21 protein-coding genes are annotated in these 20,785 nt (G+C 64.7%); 9 read left to right on the top strand and 12 right to left on the bottom strand.

Features of this window, described 5'->3' with window-relative positions; all coding sequences use genetic code 11:
- Positions 1–48: 48 nt before the first annotated feature.
- Positions 49–483 carry a DUF3293 domain-containing protein gene (locus RM530_RS17635; protein WP_311366578.1) on the top strand — a complete coding sequence of 145 codons (435 nt, stop codon included), beginning with the start codon at positions 49–51 and terminating at the stop codon, positions 481–483.
- A gap of 9 nt (positions 484–492) precedes the next feature.
- Here the strand turns inward: RM530_RS17635 and RM530_RS17630 are convergent, their stop codons facing one another.
- The 3 genes from RM530_RS17630 to RM530_RS17620 all read right to left on the bottom strand — a co-directional run bounded on the left by RM530_RS17630 (position 493) and on the right by RM530_RS17620 (position 1,703).
- Positions 493–900, bottom strand: a complete 408-nt coding sequence (locus tag RM530_RS17630) for a BON domain-containing protein (RefSeq protein ID WP_311366577.1) — start codon at positions 898–900, stop codon at positions 493–495.
- A 78-nt stretch (positions 901–978) separates the two neighbouring features.
- Positions 979–1,257: an Rdx family protein gene (locus RM530_RS17625; protein WP_311366576.1), complete on the bottom strand. Its 279-nt coding sequence runs from the start codon at positions 1,255–1,257 to the stop codon at positions 979–981.
- On the bottom strand, positions 1,254–1,703 hold the full coding sequence (locus tag RM530_RS17620; RefSeq protein ID WP_311366575.1) for an acyl-CoA thioesterase: 450 nt from the start codon (positions 1,701–1,703) through the stop codon (positions 1,254–1,256). Before RM530_RS17620 ends, RM530_RS17625 begins: the two co-directional genes overlap by 4 nt.
- A 75-nt stretch (positions 1,704–1,778) precedes the next feature.
- Between RM530_RS17620 and RM530_RS17615 the strand changes: the two genes are divergently transcribed.
- The 6 genes from RM530_RS17615 to RM530_RS17590 all read left to right on the top strand — a co-directional run bounded on the left by RM530_RS17615 (position 1,779) and on the right by RM530_RS17590 (position 10,400).
- A complete protein-coding gene (locus RM530_RS17615) occupies positions 1,779–2,249 on the top strand; it encodes an SUF system Fe-S cluster assembly regulator (RefSeq protein WP_311366574.1) in 471 nt (156 codons plus the stop codon).
- A 30-nt stretch (positions 2,250–2,279) separates the two neighbouring features.
- Positions 2,280–3,734 carry a Fe-S cluster assembly protein SufB gene (sufB, locus tag RM530_RS17610; protein WP_311366573.1) on the top strand — a complete coding sequence of 485 codons (1,455 nt, stop codon included), beginning with the start codon at positions 2,280–2,282 and terminating at the stop codon, positions 3,732–3,734.
- A 106-nt stretch (positions 3,735–3,840) separates the two neighbouring features.
- The gene (gene sufC, locus RM530_RS17605) at positions 3,841–4,587 is read left to right on the top strand and encodes a Fe-S cluster assembly ATPase SufC (protein WP_311366572.1); all 747 of its coding nucleotides are present in this window, start codon (positions 3,841–3,843) and stop codon (positions 4,585–4,587) included.
- Positions 4,584–5,798, top strand: coding sequence for a Fe-S cluster assembly protein SufD (gene sufD / locus RM530_RS17600; protein ID WP_311366571.1), 1,215 nt, complete (start codon positions 4,584–4,586; stop codon positions 5,796–5,798). Before sufC ends, sufD begins: the two co-directional genes overlap by 4 nt.
- Positions 5,795–7,060, top strand: a complete 1,266-nt coding sequence (locus tag RM530_RS17595) for an aminotransferase class V-fold PLP-dependent enzyme (protein WP_311366570.1) — start codon at positions 5,795–5,797, stop codon at positions 7,058–7,060. The genes sufD and RM530_RS17595 overlap by 4 nt, the downstream gene beginning before the upstream one ends.
- Before the next feature lie 310 nt (positions 7,061–7,370).
- Positions 7,371–10,400, top strand: coding sequence for an EAL domain-containing protein (locus RM530_RS17590; RefSeq protein WP_311366569.1), 3,030 nt, complete (start codon positions 7,371–7,373; stop codon positions 10,398–10,400).
- On the opposite strand, the gene recJ is transcribed toward RM530_RS17590, so the two are convergent.
- The 8 genes from recJ to surE all read right to left on the bottom strand — a co-directional run bounded on the left by recJ (position 10,386) and on the right by surE (position 18,749).
- The gene (gene recJ, locus RM530_RS17585; protein ID WP_311366568.1) at positions 10,386–12,110 is read right to left on the bottom strand and encodes a single-stranded-DNA-specific exonuclease RecJ; all 1,725 of its coding nucleotides are present in this window, start codon (positions 12,108–12,110) and stop codon (positions 10,386–10,388) included. The two genes, RM530_RS17590 and recJ, sit on opposite strands and share 15 nt — an antisense overlap.
- Positions 12,107–13,222, bottom strand: coding sequence for a threonine synthase (gene thrC, locus RM530_RS17580; protein WP_311366567.1), 1,116 nt, complete (start codon positions 13,220–13,222; stop codon positions 12,107–12,109). The genes recJ and thrC overlap by 4 nt, the downstream gene beginning before the upstream one ends.
- Positions 13,223–13,289: 67 nt before the next feature.
- Positions 13,290–14,603 (bottom strand): homoserine dehydrogenase, encoded by a 1,314-nt coding sequence (locus RM530_RS17575; RefSeq protein ID WP_311366566.1) that lies wholly within the window; start codon positions 14,601–14,603, stop codon positions 13,290–13,292.
- The gene (gene alaC / locus RM530_RS17570; protein ID WP_311366565.1) at positions 14,600–15,808 is read right to left on the bottom strand and encodes an alanine transaminase; all 1,209 of its coding nucleotides are present in this window, start codon (positions 15,806–15,808) and stop codon (positions 14,600–14,602) included. Before alaC ends, RM530_RS17575 begins: the two co-directional genes overlap by 4 nt.
- A 134-nt stretch (positions 15,809–15,942) precedes the next feature.
- Positions 15,943–16,710: a peptidoglycan DD-metalloendopeptidase family protein gene (locus RM530_RS17565; RefSeq protein WP_311366564.1), complete on the bottom strand. Its 768-nt coding sequence runs from the start codon at positions 16,708–16,710 to the stop codon at positions 15,943–15,945.
- Positions 16,707–17,330, bottom strand: coding sequence for a YqaA family protein (locus RM530_RS17560; RefSeq protein ID WP_311366563.1), 624 nt, complete (start codon positions 17,328–17,330; stop codon positions 16,707–16,709). The genes RM530_RS17565 and RM530_RS17560 overlap by 4 nt, the downstream gene beginning before the upstream one ends.
- A gap of 1 nt (position 17,331) precedes the next feature.
- Positions 17,332–18,003 (bottom strand): protein-L-isoaspartate(D-aspartate) O-methyltransferase, encoded by a 672-nt coding sequence (locus RM530_RS17555; RefSeq protein ID WP_311366562.1) that lies wholly within the window; start codon positions 18,001–18,003, stop codon positions 17,332–17,334.
- A complete protein-coding gene (gene surE / locus RM530_RS17550) occupies positions 18,003–18,749 on the bottom strand; it encodes a 5'/3'-nucleotidase SurE (RefSeq protein WP_311366561.1) in 747 nt (248 codons plus the stop codon). Before surE ends, RM530_RS17555 begins: the two co-directional genes overlap by 1 nt.
- A gap of 53 nt (positions 18,750–18,802) precedes the next feature.
- Between surE and RM530_RS17545 the strand changes: the two genes are divergently transcribed.
- A complete protein-coding gene (locus RM530_RS17545; protein WP_311366560.1) occupies positions 18,803–19,351 on the top strand; it encodes a Smr/MutS family protein in 549 nt (182 codons plus the stop codon).
- 10 nt (positions 19,352–19,361) lie between these two features.
- On the top strand, positions 19,362–20,117 hold the full coding sequence (locus RM530_RS17540) for a ZIP family metal transporter (RefSeq protein WP_311366559.1): 756 nt from the start codon (positions 19,362–19,364) through the stop codon (positions 20,115–20,117).
- Between the two features lie 24 nt (positions 20,118–20,141).
- On the opposite strand, the gene ispF is transcribed toward RM530_RS17540, so the two are convergent.
- The gene (gene ispF / locus RM530_RS17535; RefSeq protein ID WP_311366558.1) at positions 20,142–20,621 is read right to left on the bottom strand and encodes a 2-C-methyl-D-erythritol 2,4-cyclodiphosphate synthase; all 480 of its coding nucleotides are present in this window, start codon (positions 20,619–20,621) and stop codon (positions 20,142–20,144) included.
- Positions 20,622–20,785: the final 164 nt, after the last annotated feature.

Below are 20,785 nucleotides of genomic sequence, written 5' to 3'. Positions count from 1 at the left end.
TAGTTACAATTCGGCCTGAATTAATTTTTACGAACAAAAAGACGAGAAGTGCCACTACCCCGTCACAATGCCAAGCTGGTCGAGGCTTATCGCAAGACCGACTACGTGGTGATGTTGCCCAATGGCGACGTCCACCTGAAGATCGGCAGGTACGAGCCCGAGAAGGAAGCGATGATCGCCGAACAGACCGGCTGCACCGTGTCCTGGGCACTGATCACGCCGTGCAATCCACGGTCGGAGCTCGCGCGCGAGCAACTCAATCTTTTTTACTTCAACAACCTGCGTTACGAGCTCGACGAGAAAGTCGGGGTCTGGTTCAAGGCGCTCAACCACGATCCCGATGGCCAGTGGCCGGACGAGCCCGGCTTCTTTCTGGTCGACCCCGACCTGCACTGGACCATGGACCTGGGCCGAAGCTGCGGCCAGCATGCAATCGTTGCGGCGCACCTCGGTCAGGCACCGCGATTGGTCTGGCTGGACTGAGCCGCCCACTCAGGAGCGATTCCAGACAGTGCGTGAATCCCTGTCAAGCTCGTCCACATCGACGGCGCGCACCGCATTGAGATCGCGCAATACTTCGACGGCCCGGTAGATCATCGGCACGCTGCGCACGCCGCCACTGAGCATGACGACGCCGCCGATGGCCGAAACCGCGATGCGCCCCTGAATCAGCTCATCGTCACGCAGACGTTGCACGGCCAGCTCGGTGAGCCGCCGATCTTCGGCCGTCATCGTGAACGGGGTTGCTTCGACCACCACCTCCAGGCGACGGGTCGCCGAAACGCCGGATTCCACACCCTTGCCCACGTAGATGTCGGCGAACGCCGTGCCGGATGTCAGTGCTGCCACAACCGCGAGGCAGGCGCCGAAACGGCGCCGCTGGCGATGGTTCACGTTCATCGTTGTCCTCCTGTTCGTCTGCCTTGAATACTCCAGCTTGATGACCTGAGCGGCGGGAATTCGCAGGCAGCTGACCGCTCAATCCCCGCGATCAATGTGGCCGAGCGATCGCTCCGGATCAACGCAGTCGCGCACTTTTCGCTTGAGTGCCGTGAGGTCCGGGAAACCGCCGTCGCGCTTTCGATCCACGATCAGCTGGTCACCCACCCGAACACGGAACACGCCGCCACTGCCCGGCTTCAAGGCCACCTCCGCCAGATCGTCCGGAAACGTGCCGATCAGTTCCTGCGCCATCCAGGCTGCGCGCAGCAACCAATGACACTGCATGCAGAATTCGATTTCGACGCGCATCTTCATGACGAAGCTATCGCCGGGCGGTATGCCGCGACGAATTCAGGCGGCATGCGTCGCGGCCTGCCACTGTTCATGTCCACGCTGATCCATTGCGTGCGGCCACGCAGCACGGTGCGACCATCGGCCACCCTGATCAACTGATAGGCCCGCCAGCTGCTCAGGCGCCCATCGTTCTCGGCCACCCAGGTGCCGAGCAGCAGTTCGTCATCGACGAAGGTCGGCAGCAGATAGTCGAGTTCATGGCGGCGCGCCACACAGCCGCAACCGAGTTCGCGGTAGCGCTCGATCGACAGCCCCAGACTGCGTGAATGCTCCCAGGCCACCTGCTCGCACCAGCGCAGGTACTGCACGTTGTTTGCATGACCGAATTCGTCGATGTGCTCCGCGCTCACAAGTGTCGACAGGACGAAAGGCTCGGTCACATCCCAGGCGAAAGTATTCGTCTCCATGAGACCTATTGTGCCTTGTCGATCGGGTCATCGAGGCATACAATTCAAATCGTACCAAATTGGTCTTAATTGAACGTGCTCAAGCTCGGAAAACTGACGGACTACGCCATCGTCGTGATGACGGCACTGGCCGCCGAGCCGGACAATTCGCAAAGCGCGCACGAGCTGGCGCGGCTCACGCATGTGGCGGAGCCTACCGTCGGCAAGGTGCTCAAGCTGCTCGGGAAGTCCGGCCTGGTGTCCGCGTCGCGTGGGGCCAGTGGCGGTTACCGCCTGTCGCGGGACCCGGCAGCGATCAGCATCGCCGACGTGGTGCGCGCCATGGAGGGTCCGATCGGACTGACCGAGTGCAGCGCGCACGGCAGCGACTGCGCCATTGAGCCGTCCTGCGGCGTGCGCGGCAACTGGCGTCTGATCAGCGAGGCCATCCGCGAGGCACTGGGCGCCGTCACGCTCGAACAGATGGCTGCCCCGATGACAAGCATGCCGGCGCCTCGTCCCGCTCTCGCGGCCGAGTCACCCTTGAGATTCCACCCTTCGGCCTGAATGGGCCGAACCCGTACTGAGGCCACCCCTATGGCAGCCCCCAGCGAAAACATCGAAGCCCTGGTCCGCAAGCAGCGCGACTACAAGGCCGGTTTCTTCACCCAGATCGACGCCGACACCGTGCCGCCGGGTCTGGACGAAGCCGTGATCCGCCAGATTTCGATCATGAAGCAGGAACCGGAATGGATGCTCGAATTCCGGCTCAAGGCCTATCGCCGCTGGCTGAAGATGAGCATCCCGGAATGGGCACATGTGCGGCACCCGCCGATCGACTTTCAATCGATTTCCTATTATTCGGCACCGAAGTCGATGAAGGACCGCCCCAAGTCCCTGGACGAGGTCGACCCCAAGCTGCTGGAAACCTACACCAAACTCGGTATCCCGCTGCAGGAGCAGGAAATGCTGGCCGGCGTCGCGGTCGATGTGGTGTTCGACTCGGTATCCGTGGGCACGACCTTCAAGAAGAAGCTGGCCGAGGCCGGCGTGATCTTTTGTCCGATCTCGGAAGCCGTGCACGAACATCCGGAACTGGTCAGAAAGTACCTCGGTACCGTGGTGCCGTTCGGCGACAACTACTACGCCGCGCTCAACAGCGCCGTATTCACGGATGGTTCGTTCGTGTTCGTGCCCAAGGGCGTGCGCTGCCCGATGGAGCTATCGACCTATTTCCGCATCAACGAACGCAACACCGGGCAGTTCGAGCGCACCCTGATCATCTGCGAAGACGCCGCGCAGGTATCCTACTTGGAAGGTTGCACCGCGCCGCAACGCGACGAGAATCAGTTGCACGCCGCCGTGGTGGAACTGGTGGCGCTCGAGGACGCACAGATCAAGTACTCCACGGTGCAGAACTGGTATCCGGGCGACGAGAACGGCCTCGGCGGCATCTACAACTTCGTGACCAAGCGCGGTGACTGCCGCGGTGCCCGCTCCAGGATTTCGTGGACCCAGGTGGAAACCGGTTCGGCGATCACCTGGAAGTATCCGTCCTGCATCCTGCGCGGCGACGACTCGGTCGGCGAGTTCTACTCGGTGGCGCTGACCAACGGCCTGCAGCAGGCCGACACCGGCACCAAGATGATCCACATCGGCAGGAACACCCGATCGAACATCGTCTCCAAGGGAATCTCCGCCGGTCAGGGTCAGCAGTCCTACCGCGGACTGGTACGCATGCTGGCCGGCGCAGAAAACGCACGCAATTACACCCAGTGCGACAGCCTGCTGATCGGCGACCGCTGCGGCGCGCACACCTTCCCCTACACCGAAGTCCGCAACGCCAGCGCCCAGCTCGAACACGAGGCCACCACCTCCAAGATCGGCGAAGACCAGCTCTACTACTGCCGCTCGCGCGGCATCGCCGAGGAAGACGCGGTGTCGATGATCGTCAACGGCTTCTGCAAGGACGTGTTCAAGGAATTGCCGATGGAATTCGCCGTCGAAGCGCAGAAGCTGTTGCAGGTCTCGCTCGAAGGTGCGGTTGGCTGAACAACAAACAACCTGTTTCGCGCAAAGACGCGAAGCCGCTGAGAAAAGCTAAAACCAGAAAAAAACTTGGCGTCTTCGCGCGAAACCAGCTTTCAGGAACGAATCCATGCTAGAAATCAAGAATCTTCACGCCCGCGTCGAGGGCAAGGACATCCTCAAGGGTATCGACCTGACGGTGAAGCCCGGTGAGGTGCACGCCATCATGGGGCCCAATGGCTCCGGCAAATCCACCCTCGGGCACGTGCTCGCCGGCCGCGACGGCTACGAAATCACCGGGGGCTCGGTCACATTCGATGATCAGGCGCTGTTGGAGCTAGAGCCCGAGGAACGCGCCGCACTCGGCATTTTCCTCGGCTTTCAGTACCCGGTGGAAATTCCCGGTGTCACCAACATGTATTTCCTCAAGGCCGCCGTGAACGCGCAGCGCAAGCGCAAGGGCGAACCGGAAATCGACGCCATGGAATTCCTGGCCTGGGTGCGAGAGCAGGTCAAGACCGTGAAGATGGACGTGGCGATGCTGCACCGCGGCATCAACGAGGGCTTTTCCGGCGGTGAGAAGAAGCGCAACGAAGTGCTGCAGATGCTGGTGCTGCGGCCGAGGTTGATGATCCTCGACGAAACCGATTCCGGTCTGGATATCGATGCCCTGCGCATCGTGTCCGAAGGCATCAACGCGATGCGCTCGCCGGATCGCAGCGTGGTGTTGATCACCCACTATCAGCGCCTGCTCGACTACGTGGAACCGGACGTGGTGCACGTCCTTGCCGGCGGCCGCATCGTCCGCAGCGGCGGACCCGAACTGGCACGCGAGCTTGAGGACAGGGGCTACGGCTGGCTGGACAACGCGGCATGAGCCAGATCGCCAATGTCGCCACCGATGCTTATGGCCGCGCCTTCGCCGCGCTGCCACGGGCTCTGCGCGAGGCGCGCAGCGGCGCCTATGCGCGCTTCGAACGTGAGCGTTTTCCCGGCAAGCGCATCGAGGACTGGCACTACACCGATCTCAGCGCGCTGAACGAACGTGACTTCGCAGCGGCGCCGGCGGCCGAGGCACCCGCCGTCGATGCGCTGGCGGACGCCGAATTGCTGCACTTCGTCAACGGCCGCCGGATCGGTGGCCCAGCCCGCAGCGACGAGGCGGGCAGTGGTCTGGCGGACGACGGCGTCACCGCGCTCAACGCGGCCCTGTATCGCGACGGCGCGGACCTGGAGGTCAGCGGGTCGACCCCGCGCCGGATTCACCTGTACAGCTGGATCGGCAGCGGCACGAAACCGGCGATGGTTCACCTGCGGCACCGCGTCGTATTGCGGCGCGGCAGCCAGGCCACGCTGTTTCTGGACCTGCACGGCGACGACAGCGAGCTGCTCAACACCCAGGTCGCCGAAATCGAAGTTGAAGCCGGCGCCCATCTGACGCTGGTCCGGCTGCAATCCCTGGGCAAGGCCAGCACCGACATCGCGCGCACCGAAATCCGGCTCGGCCGCGACGCACAGCTACGCTACCTGGGCGTGGACCTCGGCGGCGCCCTCGCCCGCCACGACCTCAACGTGCAACTGGCTGAAACCGGCGCCGAAGCGCATCTCAACGGGATATTCGCGCCGGCCGATCGCACGCACGCCGACACCCACACCCGCATCATTCACGCTGTACCGAACACCATCAGCCGCGAGCTGTATCGCGGCCTGGTCATGGACCGCGCACATGCCGTGTTCAACGGCCGCATCGTGGTCCAGCCGGGCGCGCAGAAGACCGATTCCGAGCAGCATGTTGCGTGTCTGCTGCTGTCGCCGCGCGCCGAGGTCAATGCCAAACCGGAGCTCGAAATCTACGCAGACGATGTCAAGTGTGCGCACGGCAGCAGCTGCGGCCAGCTCGACGAGCAGTCGATCTACTATCTGCGCACACGCGGCCTTGATCCGGAGGCCGCGCGCACGCTGCTGACCTATACCTTCGCCTACGACGCGCTCGGCACGCTCGCCGACGAACCGCTGCGCCGCCGACTCGGATTGGCACTGCTCAGCCGGCTTCCGAACGGCCACGCCCTAGAGGAACTGCTGGTGTGAACAAGGCAAGCCCCGACCTCGCCCAGGCCGCACGACAGGCCGATCATGGCTTGGACCTTGCGGCAATCCGCGCCCAGTTCCCGATCCTGTCGGAAGTGATCCACGGCAAGCGTCTCGCCTATCTCGACAACGGCGCCACCACGCAGAAGCCCGAAGCCGTACTGCGGGCGATGGACCGCTACTACCGAACCAGCAACAGCAACGTGCACCGCGCCGTCCACGAACTGGCCTCGCGTGCCACCAGCCAGTACGAAGGCGCACGCGACCGCATCGCCGCCTTCTTCGGCACCGCGCGCGAGCAGCTCGTGTTCACGCGCGGCACCACCGAGGCCATCAATCTGGTGGCCCGCAGCTTTTTGCAGCCGCGTTTGCGAGCTGGCGACGAAATCCTGCTCACCGGTATGGAGCACCACAGCAACATCGTGCCGTGGCAACTCGTAGCCGCAGCCACTGGCGCCCGCGTCGTTGCCGCCGATGTGCTGGATGACGGACGCCTGGACCTCGACGACTGGCGTGCGAAGCTCGGTCCCAAGACACGCATGATCGCGATGGTGCATGTGTCCAACACGCTCGGCACCGTCAATCCAGTCGAAATCGTGATCGAAGCTGCGCACGCGGCGGGCGTGCCGGTACTGATCGACGGTGCCCAGGCAATCGCGCATCTGCCGGTGGACTTCGAGGCGCTGGGTGCGGATTTCTACTGCGTATCCGCGCACAAGGCCTTCGGCCCCACCGGCTTCGGCACGCTGCTGGCCAGGCGCGAGCATCTCGAAGCGATGCCCCCCTGGCATGGCGGCGGGGACATGATCGAAACCGTCAGCTTCGAAGGCAGCACCTGGAACGAGATTCCCTACAAGTTCGAGGCCGGCACGCCGGACATGGCCGGCGCCATCGGTTTCGCCACCGCGCTGGACTGGATCGCCGACATCGGTCTGGCGGAGATCGCCGCCCACGAACACCGCTTGGTCCTGTCGGCCCACGACCGCCTGGCCGCGATTCCGGGACTGCGCATCATCGGAGAAGCCCCCGGCAAGGCCGGCATCATCTCGTTCACGATGGACTGCGCGCACGCCTCCGACATCGGCAGCATTCTCGACATGGAAGGCGTCGCCGTGCGCACCGGCCATCACTGCACAATGCCGTTGATGGCACGCTTCGGCGTACCGGCGACGGCACGCGCCTCGCTGGCCGTCTATAACGACGATGAGGACATCGAACAACTCGCCACAGCGCTGCACAAGGTCGCCAGCCTGTTTGTCTGACAGCGCGCTTGTCGGCTGCGCAGCCGTCTTGATCGGAATTCCACGGTTTTGACGCGAACGGTCGTTCAGGCCAGGCAACAAGCTGTGTATGATCAGAAAAATCGTCACAAGTGTCCGTCGATGCTGGAAATTACCAGGTCGGGACCGACACCGGATGAGCCGCAACGAGGCGAATTGGCTCGTGGGGAGGATGCGACGACGGGATGTCGTCCGCCTCGAATGCCCATACACAACAGAACTGGATGACATGCCGGGCCGGGATGCTCAGCACCGCACTGCTCCCTCACTAGGACCGCAGCATCGACTGCGGGTGAGGCTGGCGTTGCTGTTCACCGTGATCTTCCTGGTATTGGCCTGCGCCGCATTTTTTGCCAACCGCGTGCTGGTGCAATCCAGCATGTTCGACGAATCGTTCCGCTACCAGACCGAGACCGCGCGTCGCCAGGCCGTGGAAATCCAGCAGATGCTGCTGGGTGCACGCGCGCTCGCCGTGAGCTTCGCCGGCATTTCCCGAGAGCGCGACGCGCTGCAACCGGTCCTGGGCTCGATAGCCCAGCAAGCCGAGGCCGACTGGATACTCGCCGCCGGGATCTGGCCGCTGCCGATCCGCGACGACGTGAACCAAGCACGGCAGAGCGCCTACTGGATCCGCCGCAACGGCGCCTTCGAACGCCTGGACGATTACAACAACACACGCTCGGTGCCCTATTGGCACGAGAAGTGGTTCACACCGGCGCGCTATGCCAAGCCGGGACATTGCTACTGGACGCCGGCCTATCGCGATCCGCTGCTGCAGCGCGAGATCGTGACCTGCGCCACACCGATCCAGCGCGATGGACAGTTCGCGGGAGTTGCGACGGTCTCGCTGGACCGCGCCCGCATCGCCGCAGGGCTCGGCAGCCGTACGCAAAACGACAGCGGTTATGGAATCCTGCTGGACCGTGATAACCAACTGCTGGGTGCGACCGAAGCCCTGCTGGCGAGTTCCGGCAATGTACTGCCGGCCTCGGCCGCCGACGTAGCCAAGCGCTTTCCGAAGCTGGCGCCGCTGGCACTGACACTGCACCAATGGAACGAGAGCTTTCTGCGGGCCGTGGTCACTTCGAGTGACTACGAACCCTCGCTGATTTCGGCATTACGTGACGGGACGCGTGAAATGGCGCGCGACGAGGCCGAATCGGCGCTGATCAGCCTCTGGGCAGAGCCCCCGCAATCCGCTCAGGTACCCGAGTTTATGCACCTCAAGGACGACCCGGTGCTTCATCAGCCGGCCACCGCGGTGTTTCTCGAACTGCCGGAGACGCATTGGCGGCTGGTGCGTGTCGTCGGCAGCCGCGAAGGTTTCGCCGGTGCGCGCTACGTCGTCAATCAGAGCCTCGCGGTCAGCCTGGCAGCCGTCGCCCTGTGTCTGCTGCTGGTGTTCGCCGGCTTGCGTCGCTTCGTGCTGGACCGACTCAGTCGCATGGCCTCGCTACTCGATGACTCGGTTCGCAGCGGCACTCCGGGCGATGTGCTGATCGACGATTCGGGACGCGACGAAATCGGAATGCTGGCGCATTGGAGCAACGAACGCCTCAGCCAGCTGCACGACCTCCACGAACAGCTCTCGATCAGCCGCAATGCCCTTCAGGCAGAGACCGAAGCGCGCCGCAGCGCTCAAAAGCAGCGGCAGGAAAGCGAGACGCGTCTGGCGCAAGTGCTCGGCGCGGTCGAAGACGCCCTGGTCGTCACCGACGTTTATGGCTGCATCGAGGACATGAATCTGCATGCGCAGGAACTGATCAGCATCGATCCGCACGTCGCGCTGGGTCAGGCCTTCGACGAGGTCTTCAAGTTCACCGCCAGTGAACAGGGTGAGCCGCTCGGCAATCCCGCGAAGCGCACCATCGACTCCAACAGCGACATCGTCTGCAACGAACCGGTTTTCCTCGATGTGCGCGGTACCGCCAAGCCGTTCAGGCTCAACACCACGGCGCTGTGCTCGCGGGACGGCGTCGTCAACGGCGCCGCCGTCGCGTTCCGTAGCGCAGACGGTGCAAACACCGGGCCCGCGACGCACCCCGAACCGAGCGGCGACGACGCCAGCCGTGGCGCCTGCGACCGCGTGTTGCGCCGCTTGCAGGAACAGTCGCGGCTATTGCAGCGCAGCCACAGCTTCCTCTATATCGACATCGACAATCTGAACGCGATCAACGGCAATGCCGGCATCGACGCGGGAAGCGAAGCGCTGGCGCATGTCTGGCACGTATTGACAGGACAACTGGAGCATGCGGACATGGCGTTTCGTCTGGGCGCGGACCAGTTCGCCGTGGTCCTCGAGAATCGTGGCGTCGATGCCGCAGCCACGGTCGCCGAAACACTCCGTGACGCGGTCTCGCATGCGCCATTGCGCTGGGAGCGCCGTGACATTCGACTGAGCGTCAGCGTCGGAGTGACGCCCTTTGACGGCAAGGGGTCACCGTTCCAGATCATCAAGCGTGGCGAGGATGCCTGCCACGCCGCCAAGGCGGCCGGACGCAACTGCGTCCGTATATTCGAGTCGTTCATGGAACGCGGCGATAACAGCGGCGACGATGCGCAGTGGCTCAAACGCATACGCCACGGTCTGGATCGAGACATGTTCCACCTGACCACGCAGTGGATACAGCCGTATTCGGGCGCAGCGGCAGGTCGTGACGCCTTCGAGTTTCTGGTCGCGCTCGAAGATGAGGAAGGATTCTGGACCGCGGCCAGCCAGTTCCTGCCGGTGGCCGAACGCAACAATCTGGGACGGGAAATCGATCAATGGGTCATCAAGCACGCGTTCGCGATGCTGGCGCAGCGTCTGCCGAAAATGCCCAAGCTTGAATTCTGCAGTATCAACCTGTCGCCGGCTTCGCTGGACGCACCGGAAACGCTGGACCAGATCATCCAGCTATTGCAGACCTACCCCGAGCTTTCACCGAAACGTCTGATGTTCGAGATTCGCGAAGAAGCGGTGGCCGATCACCCGATCGCCGCGGCGCGCTTCTGCGAAACGCTGCGCGGCCTGGGCTGCCGCATCGCACTGGACCAGTTCGTGGGCCGGCGCGGCAACGACCTCGCACTGATCCGCACGCTGCCGCTGGACTACGTCAAACTCAGCGCCCGCCAGTTCCGCAAGATCAGCGAAGATCAGGTGGAACGCATGGTCGCCGAGTCGGTGCTGCGCCTGGCGCGCACTCTGGATCTGCGCACGATCATCACCGGGATCGAAGACGCCGCCTCGCTGCCCACCTGGAGCACGCTGGGAGCCGACTACTGCCAGGGCAATGTGATCGCCAAGGCGACACCGGTGGTCTTCGCCTCACCCAGCGTCTGAACCGGCGACCACACGCAGCTGTTCGATCATCAACTCGGCGCTGCTGTCGCCGCGCCAGCGGTTGACCACCAGCTTGTAGACCAGCTCCACCGAATCGCCGACCGCGGCCGCCGTTTCGGCGCCGTTGAAATGGATCGCCTTCAGGCTGGAACCGTCCCTCGGCCGCAGCCGGTACTTGGCGTGATGCTCACCCACCACACGCAGTTCCTCGACGACGAAGCAACCGTCGAAACACGGTTCCGGAAAGCCCTGGCCCCAGGGACCGGCGTGTTCCAGCGCCGCTGCGGTTTCCAGACCCAGTTCGCGCGCATCGAGTTCTCCGTCGGTTTCGATCAACCGCAGCAAAGCCGCCTGATCGATCCATTGACGACAGATCGCGTCGAAGGCCGCGGAAAAATCCGGCAGATCGTCCACCCGCAGACTCAGACCCGCGGCCATCGCATGGCCGCCGAAGCGCGCGATCAGGCCGGGGTGCCGGGCATCGACCGCAGCCAGCGCGTCTCGCAGGTGCAAGCCCGGAATCGAGCGCGCCGAGCCCTTGAGCCAGCCGTCCTCCTGCGCCGGCGCAAACGCGATCACCGGCCGGTGCAGACGTTCCTTGACGCGCGAGGCCACCAGACCGACCACGCCTTCATGCCAGCCGGCATCGAACACACAGACACCGACCGCCTCGCTGTCGGTCTCGGCCAGCATCAGCTCGGCGTCCTCGACCATCTGCCGCTCGATCGAGCGGCGCTCGCGGTTGAGCGCGTCGAGCCGCGCTGCGCGCGCGCGCGCTCGCGCCGCATCGGTCTCCAGCAGCAGGGCGATGCCCTGCCTCATGTCTTCCAGACGACCCGCGGCATTGAGCCGCGGGCCAACAACGAAACCCAGATCGGTGGACCGCGTGCCCGCCGGATCGCGCCCGGCGACTTCGAGCAAAGCGGTAATGCCGGGCCGTGCACGGCCGGCGCGAATCCGCGCCAGACCGCCGGCCACCAGCACGCGGTTGTTGCGGTCCAGGCGCACCACGTCCGCCACGGTTCCGAGCGCGACCAGGTCCAGATAATCGGCCATCGCCGGTTCGGGCCGCTCGGCGAACCAGTCCAGGCTGCGCAGACGCTGCCGCAGCGCCGCCATGACATAGAAAATCACACCGACGCCGGCCAGGTGCTTGCTGGCGAAGCTGTCTCCGGGCTGGTTCGGATTGACGATGGCATCGGCTTCGGGCAGCGCCTCGCCGGCCAGATGATGGTCGGTGACCACCACCTGCAGCCCGGCCGCGCGCGCCGCCGCCACGCCGGCGAGACTGGAAATGCCGTTGTCGACCGTCAGCAGCAGTTCGGCACCACGTTCGCGCGCGACTTCCACCAGCGCCGGAGACAGGCCGTAGCCCATCAGGAAACGGTCCGGCACCACGTAGTCGACATTGCTATGGCTGAAGGCACGCAAGGCACTGATGGCCAGGGCGCTGCTGGTCGCGCCGTCGGCGTCATAGTCGCCGCAGATCACGATGCGTCGGCCGCGCAGCACGGCCTCGGCGAGCAGTTCGGCCGCCCGTTCCAGACCCTGCAGGCCGGTGGGCGGCAACAGGTCCTGAAGCTTCAGCGACAGGCTGCCAGCGTCGATGATGCCGCGCGCCGAGTACACGCGTCGCAGCACCGGATTCAGTTCTGCCGGCAGTCCTTCGAGTGGACCGAGTTCGCGCCGGCGGACACGGGCCAGGCTCACAGGCGCTCGATCAGCGCCTTGTTCACCGCAGACAGCTCCGCCGGCACCTTGATCACGCTGGACAGACCATCACGCATGGCGATATCGGGGTCCTTGAGACCATGGCCGGTGAGCGTGCACACCACCGTGCTGCCGGCCTTGATCTTGCCGCTGGCGATGTCACGCAGGGCGCCGGCCAGAGAAATGGCCGAAGCCGGCTCGCAGAACACGCCTTCGCGCTTGGCGAGCAGCGACTGCGTGGCAAGGATTTCCTCGTCGCCGATTTCGTCGAACCAGCCATCGGACTCGCTGCGCACGGCCCAGGCCAGATCCCAGTTCTGCGGATCACCGATACGAATGGCCGTGGCCACGGTTTCCGGCTTGCGCACCGGGCCACCGCGCATGAATGGCGCCGAGCCGGCCGCCTGGTAACCGGCCATGCGCGGTCGATTCGAGGACAAGCCTCCGACCCTGTAATTCTTGAGTTCCGGCGGCAACACATTGGCCGCCGTGGTCTCACCCATGGCCTCGGAATAACCCATCCAGTAAGCGCTGATGTTGCCGGCGTTGCCGACCGGAATGCAGTGCACGTCCGGCGCGCGACCCAGATCGCGCACCACTTCGAAGGCCGCGGTCTTCTGCCCTTGCAGGCGGAATGGATTGATCGAGTTGACGATGGTCACCGGTGCGGTTTCGGCGACTTCCTTGACCAGGCGCATGCCGTCGTCGAAGTTACCCTGGATCTGCACCACCACCGAACCATGCATGACCGCCTGCGCCAGCTTGCCGGCGGCGATCTTGCCTTCCGGAATCAGCACGAAGGCGGTAATGCCGGCGCGTGCCGCGTAGGCCGCGGCCGCCGCCGAGGTGTTTCCCGTGGAGGCGCAGATGATCGCCTTGGCACCCTCGGCCACGGCCTGGGTCACGGCCATGGTCATGCCACGATCCTTGAACGAACCGGTCGGGTTGAGACCTTCGAACTTGACGTACAGCTCGCCGTCGAAACCGATCTCGCGCGGAATGTTGTCTAGCCGGATCAGCGGCGTGTTGCCCTCGCCCAGCGCGATTGCGCGGGTCGTGTCGACCACCGGCAGGCGGGCGCGCCAAGCATCGATCAATCCTGTGTATCTCATATTTTCGTCAGGCGACAGGCGTTGGGAGTGAGGCGTGGAAAGCATAAGGCATCGGCGCTGTTGCGCCTCACGAATCAAAGTGTTCGACGCGCAGGCGCGAGAAGCCACTGCGTACCGACGGCAAGGCCTCGATCCGGGCGCAGGCCTCGTTGAAGCGGGCTTCCTGCACCACCGAGGTGATGATCGCCACCACCGCGTCTTCGGCGGCGCGCGGCTCCTTCTGGATGATCGCCTCGACGCTGATGTCCAGCTCCGCAAGAATCGAGGTGATCGAGCGCAGCACGCCCGGTTCGTCGGCCACGCACACCCGCAGGTAGTACGCGGACTCGATTTTCTCCAGCGGCAGCACCTCCATCGGCGCGATCGCGTCCGGCTGGAACGCGAGGTAGGGCACGCGGTGCTGCGGCGGCGTGTCGAGGCTGCGCACCGCATCGACCAGATCGGCGATCACGGCGGATGCGGTGGCTTCACCGCCGGCGCCGCGTCCGTAGTAGCCGGTGCGTCCAACCGCATCGCCGTGTACGACGATGGCGTTGAGCACGCCATCGACCTTGGCCAGCAACTGATCGTCCGCGATCAGCGTGGGCTGCACGCGCAGTTCGACGCCGTCCATTCCGCGCTTGGCAACGCCGAGATGCTTGATCCGGTAGCCGAGTGCCTTCGCCAGCTCGATGTCCTGTGACTGGATGCGGGCGATACCTTCGCAGGCCACGCGTTCGAAGGCCAGCGGAATGCCGAAGGCAATCGAGGCGAGAATCGTCAGCTTGTGCGCGGCGTCCACGCCCTCGACGTCGAATGTCGGATCGGCCTCGGCGTAGCCGAGCTGCTGCGCTTCGGTGAGCGCGGTGCCGAAATCGATGCCGCGCAGACTCATCTGCGTGAGGATGTAGTTACAGGTGCCGTTGATGATGCCGACCACCGACAGCACGCGGTTGGCAGCCAGGCCCTCGCGGATCGACTTGATGATCGGGATGCCGCCAGCCACGGCGGCTTCGTAGGCGATCATGGTGCCAGCACCGCGTGCCAGTTCGAACAACTCGTTGCCGCGTTCGGCCACCAGCGCCTTGTTGGCCGTGACCACCGGCTTGCCTCGGCGGATCGCCTCGCCGATCAGCACGAAGGCGGGCGTCTCGCCGCCGATCAGCTCGACCACCAGATCCACATCGTCGGCAGTGACCACGCGCATCGGGTCAGCCTCGATCGCGACCTGCGACAAATCACAGTCACGCGCCTTGTTCGGATCGCGCGCCGAGGCGCGGCTGATCACGATCGGCCGCCCCGCGCGACGTGCAATTTCCTCGGCATTGCGTTGCAGCACGCGAACCACGCCCTGGCCGACGGTTCCCAGCCCGAGCAGGCCGACGCGTATCGGGTCGCTCATGGCTGTCCCTCCTTCAGCATTTTCTTGATTCCACGAATGGCCTGACGTGTCCGGTGCTCGTTCTCGATCAGGCCGAAACGCACGAAGGCGTCACCGTATTCGCCGAACCCGATGCCCGGGCTGACTGCTACCTTGGCTTCCTCGAGCAGGCGCTTGGTGAATTCCAGCGAGCCCATCTGCGCCCACGGCTCCGGAATGCGTGCCCACACGAACATCGTCGCCTTGGGCTTTTCGACCGGCCAGCCGGCGGCGCTGAGGCCTTCGCAGAGCACGTCGCGGCGCTTGCGATAAATTTCGCAGATCTCCGCGACGGCATCCTGCGGCCCTTCCAGCGCGGTGATCGCGGCCACCTGAATCGGCGTGAACATGCCGTAGTCCATATAGGACTTGATGCGCGCCAGCGCGCCCACCAGCGTGGGATTGCCGGCCATGAAGCCGACGCGCCAGCCCGGCATGTTGTAGGACTTGGACAGCGTGAAGAATTCCACCGCGTAATCCTTGGCGCCGGGAACCTGCAGGATCGACGGTGCCTTGTAACCATCGAACACGAGGTCTGCATAGGCCAGATCGTGCACCACCCAGAGGCCGTGTTCGCGCGCGATCTCGATGACCTTCTCGAAGAAATCCAGATCCACGCACTGCGTGGTCGGATTCGACGGAAAGTTCAGAATCAGCATCTTCGGCTTCGGCCAGGTTTCGCGGATCGCCTTCTGCAATTCCTCGAAGAAATCCACGCCCGGGCCGATATGAACATGGCGCAGATCGGCACCGGCGATCACCACGCTGTACGAATGGATCGGGTATGCCGGGTTCGGCACCAGAACCGCGTCGCCCGGGCCCAGTGTGGCCAGCGCCAGATGCGCGATACCTTCCTTGGAGCCGATCGTGGCGATGCACTCGGTTTCGGGATTCAGAGACACGCCGTAGCGCCTGTCGTACCAGCCGGCGATGGCTCGCCGCAGACGCGGCACACCCTTGGAGACCGAGTAGCGATGCGTGTCCGGCCGCAGCGCGGCCTGCGTCATCTTCTCGACGATATGCGGCGGTGTGGGGCCGTCCGGATTGCCCATGCCGAAATCGATGATGTCCTCGCCACGAGCTCGTGCTGCCATCTTCAGTTCGCCAATGATATTGAAGACGTAGGGCGGCAGACGCTGGATGCGTGGGAACACGGCGTTCGGCGCCGTATCCGGGACGGAAGACATCGCGATACTCCTTGTGGAGAAACGGGCAAGCGTCCGCGCCAGGCGGACGGGGGGCGCAATTATTCACGCCCCGACAAGGGGCCGCAACACGCGATTCTCGTGCAGGCGCACCAGGAACGGGTTCTAAGGATGCATCAGCGCGCCGGCAACAATGCCGAAGGATTGACCGGCTGGCCGGCACGCCGGATTTCGAAGTGCAGCACCGGCCGGCTCTCGGGGCCCATGCCGATCTCGCCGATCTGCTGCCCGCCGGTCACGGCATCGCCCTCCTCGACCAGGCGGCGACGGTTGTATCCGTACGCCGACAGGTAGGTCTCGTCGTGCTTGACGATGATCAGCTCGCCATAACCCTTGAGGGCGCTGCCGCTGTACACCACCCGTCCGGGTGCTGCCGCGTAGACCGGCGCACCGAGCTTGTCGGTGATGTCCAGACCTTTCGAGGCCGGCAAGGCGAAGCCGCGCAGCACCGTGCCGCTGGCCGGCCAGCGCCAGTTGTACGGGCCGGTCGGCACCGGCGCCGTGCTGGTACCCGTCGGTTTGACCACCACCGTACGAGCGCTGGCGCCGTTGCCGGTGCCAGACGAACGACTGGCGACGATCGGTGGATTCGATCCGCCGCCGGTCGAGCCATTGGGCGGCCTCAGCCGGAGTATCTGCCCAGGATAGATCAGGTAGTTGCCGCCGATGCCGTTCCAGGCGGCCAGACTGCGGTAGTCGAGACTGTTGCGAAACGCGATCGAATAGACCGTGTCGCCACCTTGCACCTGATATTCGCCGGGACCAGCGCGTCGCTGCACCGCGTCGCTTCCGCCAGCGCCACCACCGTCGATCGGCTCCCAGCGCCAGAACGAGCTGCAGGAGCACAGCAGGACCGCGAGCAGCGACAGTGGCAGATGCTTCACGCCATGACCCCGTAGAGAACGCCTCCCGCCGCGATGAGCCCCAGCACGCTCCAGCCGATCAGGTCGATGTAGTGCACCAGACGGTTCTCGATCGTGGGGCCGGCCAGACGCACCAGCGCCGCCACCAGAAAGAAGCGCCCGCCGCGACCGATCGTGGAGCCCGCCACGAACGGCAGGAACGCCATGCCGTTGGCTCCGGCCGCGATCGTGAACAGCTTGTACGGAATCGGCGTGAAGCCGGCCAGCAGCATCGCCCAGAAACCGTATTCGGCGAACCATCCGACCACGGTGTCGTAGCCATGCCGATATCCAAGACGATCAATCACCGGCTGCAGGGCGCCGATCAGGAAATAGCCGATCAGATAGCCGAACATGCCGCCCACGGTCGACGCCAGTGTGGTCAGGCCGGCCAGCGACCACGCGCGCTTCGGCTGCGCCAGCGTCATCGGTGCCAGCATCACATCGGGCGGGATCGGAAAAAACGAAGATTCCGCGAACGACACCAGCGCCAGATACCAGCGCGCGTGACGATGCCGGGACGCACGCAGCATCCAGTCGTAGAGCCGCGAGAAAATGCCGCCTACGGATTTGCGGTCCTCCGCCACCTGTCCCGGCTCCATCTCAGGCGCGACCGGCCAACAGCGGCACGAAACTGACATTGGCGGTCTGACTACGGATCAGACGGCCGTCCAGCGTACGGTCGATACATAGCAGAACCTGCGCGCCACTGGGTCCGACCGGCATCACCAGGCGACCGCCCGGCCCCAGTTGCTCCGGCAGGGCCGGCGGCACTTCGGCCGCCCCCGCTGTCACCAGAATACCGTCGTATGGCGCCTGACTGGCCCAGCCTTTCATGCCGTCACCGTAGTTGAACAGGACATTGTGGTAGCCCAGACGCTCCAGACGCTCACGCGCGACACGAGACAGTTCGCGCAGACGCTCCACCGAGAACACCGTGGATACCAGTTCCGCCAGCACCGCGGTCTGATAACCGCTGCCGGTGCCGATCTCCAGCACCTTGCGGATCTTGCCAGGCGCCATCAGCAGCTGCGTCATCAAGGCGACGACGTACGGCTGCGAGATCGTCTGCGCCTGGCCGATCGGCAGGGCGGTGTTGATGTAGGCGCGATAGCGCAGCGCCTCCTCGACGAATTCGTGGCGCGGCACCCTGGCGATCACCTCGAGCACCGCCGGATCGGTCACGCCCTGCTGCTGCAGTTCGCGAACCAGGCGCTGCCGCGCATTGTCCGAGGTCACGCCGAGCCCACGCGAATGGTGGTGTCGACCGATCATCACAGGGCTTCCAGCCAGTTCCCCACCCGTTCCAGTTCGGCGTGACGCGTCAGGTCGGTGACGATCGGCGTGATGGAAACAAAGTGGTTGACGATGGCATCGAAATCCGTGCCCGGCCCACAGTCCAGCTCGGGACCGACCGCGCCAACCCAGTAGATCGTTCGACCGCGCGGATCCTTGGCCGGCACCACGCCTTCGGCCAGATGCCGCTTGCCGAGGCGGGTCGGACGGAAACCGGCGAGATCCTCGAACGGGATGTCCGGCACGTTCACGTTGAGAATCAGGTCCGCTGCCAGCGGCGATTCGCGCAGGCGTTCGATCAGGATGTGCGCCACGCGCGCCGCCGTGCCGAAATGCCGGGGATTGAGGTCGGTGGTCGAAATTGCAATGGCCGGCGCACCCAGGTGTCGGCCCTCCATCGCCGCGGCGACCGTTCCCGAATACAGGGTATCGTCACCCAGATTGGCGCCGGCATTGATGCCGGACACCACGAAATCCGGCCGGCGTTCGAGCAGGCCGGTCAGAGCCAGGTGCACGCAATCGGTCGGCGTACCATCCACACAGACGGTCCCGTCGTCGTGGCGCTGGATCCGCAGCGGGTTGCTCAGCGTCAGCGAATTGCTGGCGCCGCTGCGATTGCGGTCGGGCGCAACGATGTCGAGTTCGTAATGCGGGCGTAATTCGTCGATGAGACGGCGCAAGCCCGGAGCCTGGCAACCGTCGTCGTTAGACAGCAGGATATGCATGGAACCCGTTCGGGTAGAAGTTGCCGAATTGTAACTCGCCGGGGAAGACAAAGATGCACGAAGACGACGACACACAGGCATTCAGGGACGCGATGCGCGGCATTGTCGTACGCAAGCCGTCCGACCGCGTCGAACCGGCGCGCAAACCGCTGTCGCCGCGCCCCGTGCAGTTCGAGACCGACGAGCTTGCCGCCTTGCGCGAATCCCTGGAAATGGTTCCGGAAGACGCCCTGATCGCCAGCGGCGAAGTGCTGAACTACCGCATGCCCGGCGTACAGGACTCCGTGTTCCGTCGCCTGCGTCGCGGTGGCTACCGCATCGGAGACGAACTCGACCTGCACGGACTCAACGCCGAAAAGGCGCGCCTCGCCGTGCACGTGTTCCTGGCGCAATGTCAGGACCGCGACGTACGCTGCGTGCGCATCATCCACGGCAAGGGCCTGCGATCGAGCAATGACGGCCCGGTGCTGAAACGCTCGATCGACGGCTGGCTGCGTCGACGCAAGGACGTGCTGGCCTTTCATTCGGCGCGACCGCACGACGGTGGCGCCGGCGCGGTTTACGTGCTGCTGCGCAAGCCCGGCAACGCGGCACGCCCATGAACCACTGCATATGAGCCTGCCACTGCAAGCGGCGCTGTGGGGCCTGCTTGGCGGCGGTGCGCTGGTGCTGGGCGCCGCCACCGGTTATGCCGCGCCCATCCCGCGACGCTGGGTGTCCGCGATCATGGCCTTCGGCAGCGGCGTGCTGATCTCGGCGCTGGCGTTCGAACTGATGGCCGAGGCGCACGAAATCGGTGGGCTCGCCGCGACCGCCAGCGGCTTCATGGCGGGCGCGATCATCTACACCCTGGCCAATCTCGCACTGGAACGCTACGGCGCGGCGCATCGCAAACGCTCCGGCGACCAGCAGGCAGCCGAAGCCGATCATCCCGGCAGCGGCTCGGCGATCGCCATCGGTTCACTGCTCGACGGCATCCCGGAATCGATCGCCATCGGCCTGTCGCTGCTGCAGGGTGGCAGCACCAGTCTGGTCATGGTGGCGGCCGTATTCCTGTCCAATATTCCGGAAGGTCTCGCCAGCGCGGCCGGGATGAAGCGCGCTGGCCGCAGCCCGCGCTACGTCTTCAGCCTATGGTTGCTGATCGCCCTATGCTGCTCGCTGTCGGCGGGCATCGGGGCGATTGCCTTCGCCGACGCATCGGACGCCAGCATCGCCCTGATCATGTCGATTGCCGCCGGCGCAATCCTGGCGATGCTGATCGACACCATGGTTCCGGAGGCCGTGGCGGACACGCACGAAGCCGCCGGCGCGATTGCGGCACTGGGGTTTCTGGTGGCTTTCGCGCCGAGCCACGGCGGCGCCTGAAGGCGCTGCTCCCAAGCATCATCGTCACATGTCGGCGGCAATCAGCGTCACGGCGTGCGCCGACAACGCACGTTTCTCGCCGATCGCATCGACCCCTTCGTGAGTGGTCGCCTTGACATTGACGGCACCGATATCGAGACCCAGGTCTTCGCATAACCGTTGTCGCATCGCAATGATGTACGGCGCCAGTTTGGGCACCTGCGCGATGATCGTCAGGTCCACGTTGACCGGCCGAAAGCCGGCCTGCTCCAGCGTCTTGACCACCTCGCGCAACAACATACGGCTGTCGGCGCCTGCGAATTCGGGATCAGTGTCGGGGAAATAGTGGCCGATATCGCCGAGCGCGGCCGCGCCCAGCAAGGCATCGCACAGCGCATGAATCACGGCATCCCCGTCGGAATGCGCGACGATCGCATAGTCGCAGGCGATGAAGACGCCACCGAGCGTCACGCCCTCGCCGGGCTGCAAGCGATGCAGGTCGAAACCGTGGCCAATGCGGAACATAGGTTGGTCGGAGCGGGTCTGGGTGCGATTGAGCTTACGCGAGCGACGCAGCCGATGCTCGAACCGTCGCGGCCCTAGAATGCCTCACGCCGAGGCGCAAATATTCTTTTGATCTTTTGTGGGAGGGGCGCCGCCGAAATCAGGATACCCATGGATAAATATCA

It is taken from the genome of Banduia mediterranea, from assembly GCF_031846245.1.
GTDB classification, from domain to species: Bacteria; Pseudomonadota; Gammaproteobacteria; order Nevskiales; family Nevskiaceae; genus Banduia; species Banduia mediterranea.
The sequence above is the reverse complement of the archived record's forward strand: the minus strand, read 5'-3'. Positions and strand labels throughout refer to the sequence as shown.

Excerpts from the sequence above, each read along its gene's own strand:
- RM530_RS17630 (WP_311366577.1), bottom strand. The coding sequence starts at position 900 with ATGAACGTGAACCATCGCCAGCGGCGCCGTTTCGGCGCCTGCCTCGCG.
- RM530_RS17625 (WP_311366576.1), bottom strand. The coding sequence starts at position 1,257 with ATGAAGATGCGCGTCGAAATCGAATTCTGCATGCAGTGTCATTGGTTG.
- RM530_RS17620 (WP_311366575.1), bottom strand. The coding sequence starts at position 1,703 with ATGGAGACGAATACTTTCGCCTGGGATGTGACCGAGCCTTTCGTCCTG.
- sufB (WP_311366573.1), top strand. The coding sequence starts at position 2,280 with ATGGCAGCCCCCAGCGAAAACATCGAAGCCCTGGTCCGCAAGCAGCGC.
- sufC (WP_311366572.1), top strand. The coding sequence starts at position 3,841 with ATGCTAGAAATCAAGAATCTTCACGCCCGCGTCGAGGGCAAGGACATC.
- sufD (WP_311366571.1), top strand. The coding sequence starts at position 4,584 with ATGAGCCAGATCGCCAATGTCGCCACCGATGCTTATGGCCGCGCCTTC.
- thrC (WP_311366567.1), bottom strand. The coding sequence starts at position 13,222 with ATGAGATACACAGGATTGATCGATGCTTGGCGCGCCCGCCTGCCGGTG.
- RM530_RS17575 (WP_311366566.1), bottom strand. The coding sequence starts at position 14,603 with ATGAGCGACCCGATACGCGTCGGCCTGCTCGGGCTGGGAACCGTCGGC.
- alaC (WP_311366565.1), bottom strand. The coding sequence starts at position 15,808 with ATGTCTTCCGTCCCGGATACGGCGCCGAACGCCGTGTTCCCACGCATC.
- RM530_RS17560 (WP_311366563.1), bottom strand. The coding sequence starts at position 17,330 with ATGGAGCCGGGACAGGTGGCGGAGGACCGCAAATCCGTAGGCGGCATT.
- RM530_RS17555 (WP_311366562.1), bottom strand. The coding sequence starts at position 18,003 with ATGATCGGTCGACACCACCATTCGCGTGGGCTCGGCGTGACCTCGGAC.
- surE (WP_311366561.1), bottom strand. The coding sequence starts at position 18,749 with ATGCATATCCTGCTGTCTAACGACGACGGTTGCCAGGCTCCGGGCTTG.
- RM530_RS17545 (WP_311366560.1), top strand. The coding sequence starts at position 18,803 with ATGCACGAAGACGACGACACACAGGCATTCAGGGACGCGATGCGCGGC.
- RM530_RS17540 (WP_311366559.1), top strand. The coding sequence starts at position 19,362 with ATGAGCCTGCCACTGCAAGCGGCGCTGTGGGGCCTGCTTGGCGGCGGT.
- ispF (WP_311366558.1), bottom strand. The coding sequence starts at position 20,621 with ATGTTCCGCATTGGCCACGGTTTCGACCTGCATCGCTTGCAGCCCGGC.